The sequence below is a fragment of the Thioalkalivibrio versutus genome, assembly GCF_001999325.1.
Taxonomy (GTDB): domain Bacteria; phylum Pseudomonadota; class Gammaproteobacteria; order Ectothiorhodospirales; family Ectothiorhodospiraceae; genus Thioalkalivibrio; species Thioalkalivibrio versutus.
In genome coordinates this window covers 1-6,518 of the sequence record NZ_MVAR01000050.1, presented here as the reverse complement: position 1 = coordinate 6,518, position 6,518 = coordinate 1, and the positions used below count along the sequence as shown (strand labels likewise).

7 protein-coding genes are annotated in these 6,518 nt (G+C 67.5%); all 7 read left to right on the top strand.

Going from position 1 to position 6,518, the window contains the following annotated elements; all coding sequences use genetic code 11:
* The first annotated feature begins 83 nt into the window (after positions 1-83).
* The 7 genes from B0684_RS13565 (at position 84) to B0684_RS13540 (ending at position 6,333) form a co-directional block, all read left to right on the top strand.
* Entirely contained in the window at positions 84-740 is a 657-nt protein-coding gene (locus tag B0684_RS13565; protein WP_018144765.1) for a protein-L-isoaspartate O-methyltransferase family protein, read from the top strand.
* A 111-nt stretch (positions 741-851) separates the two neighbouring features.
* Complete coding sequence (locus B0684_RS13560) at positions 852-2,180, top strand: TolC family outer membrane protein (protein ID WP_018169244.1); 1,329 nt, start codon at positions 852-854, stop codon at positions 2,178-2,180.
* The gene (locus tag B0684_RS13555; protein ID WP_018169245.1) at positions 2,180-2,749 is read left to right on the top strand and encodes an isochorismatase family protein; all 570 of its coding nucleotides are present in this window, start codon (positions 2,180-2,182) and stop codon (positions 2,747-2,749) included. The genes B0684_RS13560 and B0684_RS13555 overlap by 1 nt, the downstream gene beginning before the upstream one ends.
* 18 nt (positions 2,750-2,767) lie before the next feature.
* Positions 2,768-2,914: a hypothetical protein gene (locus B0684_RS13905; RefSeq protein WP_018144768.1), complete on the top strand. Its 147-nt coding sequence runs from the start codon at positions 2,768-2,770 to the stop codon at positions 2,912-2,914.
* A gap of 10 nt (positions 2,915-2,924) precedes the next feature.
* Positions 2,925-3,776: a hypothetical protein gene (locus B0684_RS13550; RefSeq protein ID WP_018144769.1), complete on the top strand. Its 852-nt coding sequence runs from the start codon at positions 2,925-2,927 to the stop codon at positions 3,774-3,776.
* Positions 3,776-4,846 (top strand): homoserine O-succinyltransferase MetA, encoded by a 1,071-nt coding sequence (metA, locus tag B0684_RS13545; RefSeq protein WP_018169246.1) that lies wholly within the window; start codon positions 3,776-3,778, stop codon positions 4,844-4,846. The genes B0684_RS13550 and metA overlap by 1 nt, the downstream gene beginning before the upstream one ends.
* Positions 4,847-4,992: 146 nt before the next feature.
* Positions 4,993-6,333 carry an MFS transporter gene (locus B0684_RS13540; RefSeq protein ID WP_018175595.1) on the top strand — a complete coding sequence of 447 codons (1,341 nt, stop codon included), beginning with the start codon at positions 4,993-4,995 and terminating at the stop codon, positions 6,331-6,333.
* The last annotated feature ends 185 nt before the right edge of the window (positions 6,334-6,518 follow it).

The following is a 6,518-nucleotide window of genomic DNA, read 5'->3' as shown; positions in this document are numbered from 1 at the left end:
GTAGGGCAAGACGGTATCTACTTGCCTGTTTCGGCCCGTGAACGTACTCTTTCGCGGCTGTCGAGCGCACTGAGGAAACCGCGATGGATTACGCCAAGGCCCGGATCAACATGGTCGAACAGCAGGTCCGCCCCTGGGACGTGCTGGACACCCGTGTACTGGACGTAATGGAAACGCTCCCGCGCGAGCGTTTCATGCCCGAGCCCTATCAGGCCCTGGCGTACGCCGATTCCGAGATCCCCCTGGGGCACGACGAGAACACCCTGCCGCCGGTCGTGATCGGCCGCCTGCTGCAGGCCGTGTCGCCGCAGCCTACCGAAACCGTGCTGGAGATCGGCACCGGTTCCGGCTACGTCACGGCCTGCCTGTCCCATCTCGCGGCCCAGGTCGACAGCGTCGAGCGCATCGACGAGCTGCGCCTGGCCGCCCGCAACCGCCTGACCGATCTCGGCATCGAGAACGCGCAACTGCGCACCGCCTCGGTGACGCCCGACTGGACCCCGCCGCGCCCGCGCTACGACGCAATCATCCTGACCGGCGGCATGACCGAATATGACGACTTCCTCGAGCCCTACCTGACCCTGGGCGGGCGACTGTTCGTGATTACCGGTGACGGTCCGATCATGGAGGCCCAGCTGATCATCCGCACCACCGAGGACGGCTGCCGCCACGAGGAGCTGTTCGAGACCCGCGTGAAGCCGCTGGTGGGCTTCGAGCCGAAGCCCGCCTTCGAATTCTGAGCGGCACCCGAGGGGCCCATTTCAGGCGCGGCCAACCTGGGATGAAGGTCCCATGCCCGAACCGGCTCTGATAGGATAGGCTTTTCCTAATATCCTTCCGGAGTCGCGTCCATGAACCGTCTGCCGTCGCTTCTCGCCACCGCCGGGCTGGTCCTTGTGATCTCGGCCCCCGCCGCCGCCTCGAGCCTCCTGGAGGTCTACGAGCGCGCCGCCACGGAAGACGCGGAGCTGCGCACCGCCGAGGCGGAATACCGCGGCGTGCTGGAAAATCGCCCGATCACTCGCTCTGCCCTGCTGCCACAGATCTCCGGGCAGGCCGAGGCCGGCGCGTTCTACCGCGACGACCGCAACCGCCCCGGAAGCGACGACGGGCGCCAGACCAGCTTTGGCGTCAATCTCTCGCAGAGCATCTACGACCGCCGCAACTACATTGATCTTGTGCAGGTGGATCTCGAGATCGCCCGCGCCGAGGCGGAACTGGATTCCGCCCGTCAGGACCTGATCCTGCGCGTCTCCCAGGCCTACTTCGACGTGCTGATCGCACAGGAGACCCTGGCCTTTCGCGAGGCCGAGGTCGAGGCAATCGAGCGCCAGCTGGAACAGACCGAGCGCCGCTTTGAGGTCGGCCTGGTCGCACGCACCGACGTCACCGAGGCCCAGGCCCAGCGCGACCTTGCCGAGGCCGAGCGCATCAGCGCCGAGAACCAGCTGGACCTGACCCGCGAACAGCTCGCGGTGATCACCAATACCTACTGGGACCAGCTCGACATGCTGCGCGACGACGCCGAGCTGACCCCGCCGGATCCGGCCGATCCGCAGGCCTGGGTGGATATCGCCCTGGCGAACAACCTGGAACTGGCCGCCCAGCGTCTGAGCACGGAGAGCGCGCGCGAGCAGATCCAGCGCCAGCGCGCCGAGGGCCTGCCACGCATCAATCTGAACGCCTCGGTCAACGAGAACCGCTATCACGGCCTTGATGCCGGCACGACCGGCGGGGCGATGTTCTTCGAGGGCACCGAAGCCCAGGTCGGGATCCAGCTGGAGATCCCGTTCTACACCGGCGGTCGTGTCAGCGCCCTCACCCGTCAGGCGCGCGAGAATTTCCAGGCCGCGCAGGAAGGCCAGTCGCTGGTTGAACGCCGTACGACCCAGGACACCCGCAGCGCTTATCTGTCGGTGATCTCCAACAACTCGCGCGTGCGCGCCCTGGAGCAGGCCCTGGCCTCCACCCAGTCCGCGTTCGAGGCGGCCGAGGCCGGCTTCGAGGTGGGCACCCGCACCCAGGTCGACGTCCTGCTCGCCCTGCGCGAGGTCTTCCGCGCCGAGCGCGACTACGCCGAGGCCCGCTACGGCTTCCTCAGCGAGTCGCTGCGCCTGCAGCGCGCCGCCGGCCGCCTGAGCGTGACCGATCTCGAGGCCATCAACCGCCTGCTGGAGTAATGGCCGCTGCCGCTTCCAATCCGCGAGCCCGCTGCGAGCGTGCGCGCTCGCGTCTGGTCCTGATCGACCTGCAGGAACGCCTGCTGGCCGCCATGCCGGACGCGCGGGACGAGGTCGAGCGCAATACCGCCCGCCTGATCGAGGCCGCACGCAAGCTGGATATCCCGATCGAGGTCTCGCGTCAGTATCCGCAGGGCCTGGGCGAAGTCACCGCCACTCTGCAGCAAGCGCTCGACGGGTACGGCACGGTCACCGACAAGACGTCCTTCTCCTGCTGCGCCGAGGATGACCTGCGCGCGCGCCTGACAGGCGGCGACCAGGTCATCCTGACCGGTTCGGAGACGCATATCTGCGTGACCCAGACGGCGCTGGAGTTGCTGGACGCGGGCGTAACCGTGTTCGTGGTCGAGGACGGGGTCTGCTCGCGCGACGCCGGGCGCAAACGCAACGGGCTGGAACGCCTGCGCGCTGCCGGCGCCATCATTACCAACCACGAATCGGTGCTGTTCGAATGGCTGCGCGACGCGGCCGATCCGCAGTTCCGCGAACTGAGCCAACTGATCCGCTAACCGGAGGATTCCGCAGGGATGCGCATACTCGGCAACATTCTATTGGGCGTCTGGCTGATCCTGTTCGGCCTGCGCGGCCTGCTGGGGCTGCAGTTCCAGTACGACCATTACGTCATCAGCGGCCTGGCGGTGATCGCCGGCATCCTGTTCATCCTGCGACGCTAATCGAGTCCCCATGCGCCTGACACCCGACGAATACCGCAACCAGGAGCACCGCCGCATCACCCTGCTGGGGATGTCCGGTGTCGGCAAGACGCGCCTGTCCAACATGCTCCGGCGCGAGGACTGGTTCCACTATTCGGGGGACTACCGCATCGGCACGCGCTACCTGAGCGAGCCGATCCTGGACAACATCAAGGCCCAGGCGATGGCGGTGCCGTTCCTGCGCGACCTGTTGCGCTCGGACTCGATCCAGATCATCAACAACATCACCGTGGACAACCTGCACCCGGTGGCGAGCTTCCTCGGCAAGCTCGGCAACCCGGAGCTGGGCGGCCTGCCGCTGACCGAATTCAAGCGCCGCCAGACCCTGCACCACCAGGCCGAGGTGCAGGCGATGCTCGACGTGCCGGACTTCATCCACAAGGCGCAAACGCTGTTCGGCTACCCGCATTTCGTCAATGACGCCGGTGGCTCGGTCTGCGAACTGGACAGCCCCGGCGTGCTCGAGACACTGGCCGAGCACACCCTGATCCTGTACATCAAGGCAACGGACGAAGACGAGCGCCAGCTGATCGAGCGCGCCGAGCGCGACCCCAAGCCGCTGTACTACCGCGAGGCCTTCCTCGACCAGCAGCTTGCCGAATACATGCGTGACGAGGGGCTGGACTACGTTGCCCAGATCGATCCGGACGCCTTCGTGCGCTGGGTCTTCTCGCGCCTGTTCCGCGCGCGCCTGCCGCGCTACGAGGCGATCGCCGAGACCCACGGCTACACCATCAGCACCACCGAGCTGGCGCGCGTACGCAACGCGGCCGACTTCGATGACCTGGTCTGCATGGCCCTGGAACGGGAGGCTCGCCTCTAATGCCACTTGTCGCCTATTCCGATCTGCCCACCTTTGCCCGTCTGAAGAGCGAGGGCGAGACCGTACTGCCCAGCGACTTCGCGCAGCAGCAGGAGATCCGTGCGCTGCACATCGGGCTGCTGAACATGATGCCGGACGCCGCCCTGTCGGCCACCGAACGTCAGTTCTTTCGCCTGATCGGCGAGAGCAACCAGATCGCACAGTTCTATATCCACCCGTTCACCCTGCCGCAGCTCAAGCGCGGGCCGAAGGGGCGCGATCACATCAAGCAGTACTACGAGGACTTCGAGGACCTGAAGAAAGAGGGTCTCGACGCGCTGATCATCACCGGGGCCAACGTCACCCAGCCGGACCTGGCACTGGAGCCATTCTGGGAGCCGCTGGCCGAGGTGGTGGACTGGGCCTGGGAAAACGTGACCTCGACGCTTTGCTCCTGCCTCGCCACCCACGCCGTGCTGCAGGCACGCTACGGCGAGCGCCGCGTGCACATGGGCGAGAAGCTGTGGGGCGTGTTCCCGCACCGGGTGGTGGACCGCGGGCACCCGCTGGTCACCGGCGTCAACACCCGCTTCGATGTGCCGCACTCGCGCTACAACGATGTCTCGCGCGAGCAATTCGAACGCCACGGCCTGCGCGTACTGGTGGAGAGCGAGCAGTCCGGGATCCACCTGGGTGCCTCGCCGGACGGCTTCCGCATGGTCTTCTTCCAGGGCCACCCGGAGTACGACTCCATCAGCCTGCTCAAGGAATACAAGCGCGAGGTCGTGCGCTACATCCAGGGCGAACGCGACGCCTACCCGCCGCTACCGGAGAACTACCTGATGCCGCAGGCCGCCGCGATCCTCGGCGAGCATCGCGAGCAGGTCGAGGCCGCGCTGGAGCACTGCACCGAGATCCCAGCGCTGCCCGAGGCGCTGCTGCTGGACCGCCTGGACAACACCTGGCACGACACCGCGCTGGCGGTGATCAACAACTGGCTGGGCAACGTTTATCAGCTGACCAACCTCGACCGGCGCAAGCCGTTCCGCGACAGCGTCGATCCGAGCGACCCCTTGGCCGGACGGCGTTAGTCAGCCGCCGTCATTGCGAGGAGCGCAGCGACGCGGCAATCTCCCACCGGAGCCACCGGGACCTGGCGCGTTGCCAACTTCGGGAGGTTGCCACGTCGCCTTCGGCTCCTCGCAATGACCGGGGGGCACCGCAACGGAAGGACTCCATGGCCGAACATGACCCGGACAAGCTGCCGCGCCCGCTGATCTCCCTGTACGAGACCATCGCCGGGGACGAGGACGCCCGCGTCTGCAAGGACATCCCGGAAAACGCCTGCAACGCCCAGCCGACTAACTTTTTCGTCCACCTGGTCTCCAACACCCTGAGCAAGATCGGCGACGAGCTGGCCTCGGCCCGCCTGGTCCTCGCCTGGCTATTGGGCGCCCTGGGGGCCCCGGCCGCCTTCGCCGGCTTCCTGGTCCCGATCCGCGAGTCCGGCTCGCTGCTGCCGCAGTTGTTCGTGGCCGCCGCCATCCGGCGGCGGGCCATCCGCAAGGGCTTCTGGATCCTCGGCAGCCTGCTCTCCGGGCTCGCGGTGGCCGGCATGGCCGTGGTCGCGCTGACCCTGGAGGGTGCAGCCGCCGGCTGGGCCATTCTCGGGCTACTGGTGGTCTTTGCGCTTTCGCGCGGGATCAACTCGGTCGCGGCCAAGGATGTGCTGGGCAAGACCATCGCCAAGCATCGCCGCGGCACGGTGATGGGCTACGCCGCGTCGCTGGCCGGGTTCTTCACCCTGGGGCTGGGCATCTACCTCACTCTCGCGAACCTGGAAGAGGCCGGCATTGGCGTGTTCGTGGCCCTGCTGGCCGCCTCGGCCGGGGCCTGGTGGGTCGCCGCCGCGACCTTCACCCGGCTGCGCGAGGATCCGGGTGCCACCGAGGGTGGCGGCAACGCCGTCACCGAAGCCATCAAGTCGATGCGCCTGCTGTGGACCGACCGCGCCTTCGGTCACTTCGTCCTGACCCGCGCGCTGCTGATGAGCACGGCCCTGGCACTGCCCTTCTACGTCCTGCTCGCGGAGGACGCGACCGCCGGTGATCTGGGCACCCTGGGCCTGCTGATCCTCGCCAGCGGCCTGGCCTCGGCCGTCAGCGCCCCGGTCTGGGGCCGGCTGTCCGACCGCTCCGCCCGCTGGGTCCTGATCCTCTCGGGACTCCTTGCAGCCGGCCTCGGCATCGCGGTCGCCCTGAGCGTCTGGCTCGCGCCCGTCGGCACCGACCATGCGCTGGTTCCCGGCGGCTGGGTCTATGCGACCCTGTTTTTCCTGCTCGGGGTCAGCCATGCCGGCGTGCGTCTGGGCCGCAAGACGTACCTGGTCGACATGGCAACCCAGGAAACGCGCGCCGCGTTCACCGCCGTCAGCAACACCGTCATCGGCGGCCTGCTACTGATCGGCGGCCTGTTCGGGCTGCTGGCCCAGCTGGCCGGCACCGACGTCGCCATCTTCGTGCTCGCGCTGATGAGCCTCGCCGGCGCCGTGAGCGCCTGGCTCATGGGCGAAGCCTGACGCCCGCCTCTTTCTCGCCGACTGGCCGCTGTTCGTCGTCGGTGTTTACGGTGCCCTTGGCCCGCCGCCTGCCTAGTTGTGGCTGGCCCCGGTTCTTCCTCTGGTGTTTACGTGCCTCCGGTCCGCCGCCTGCCGAGCGCTGACTCGCCAGCGCGCCCCGAGGGACTTTCTTGCTTGCCCAAGAA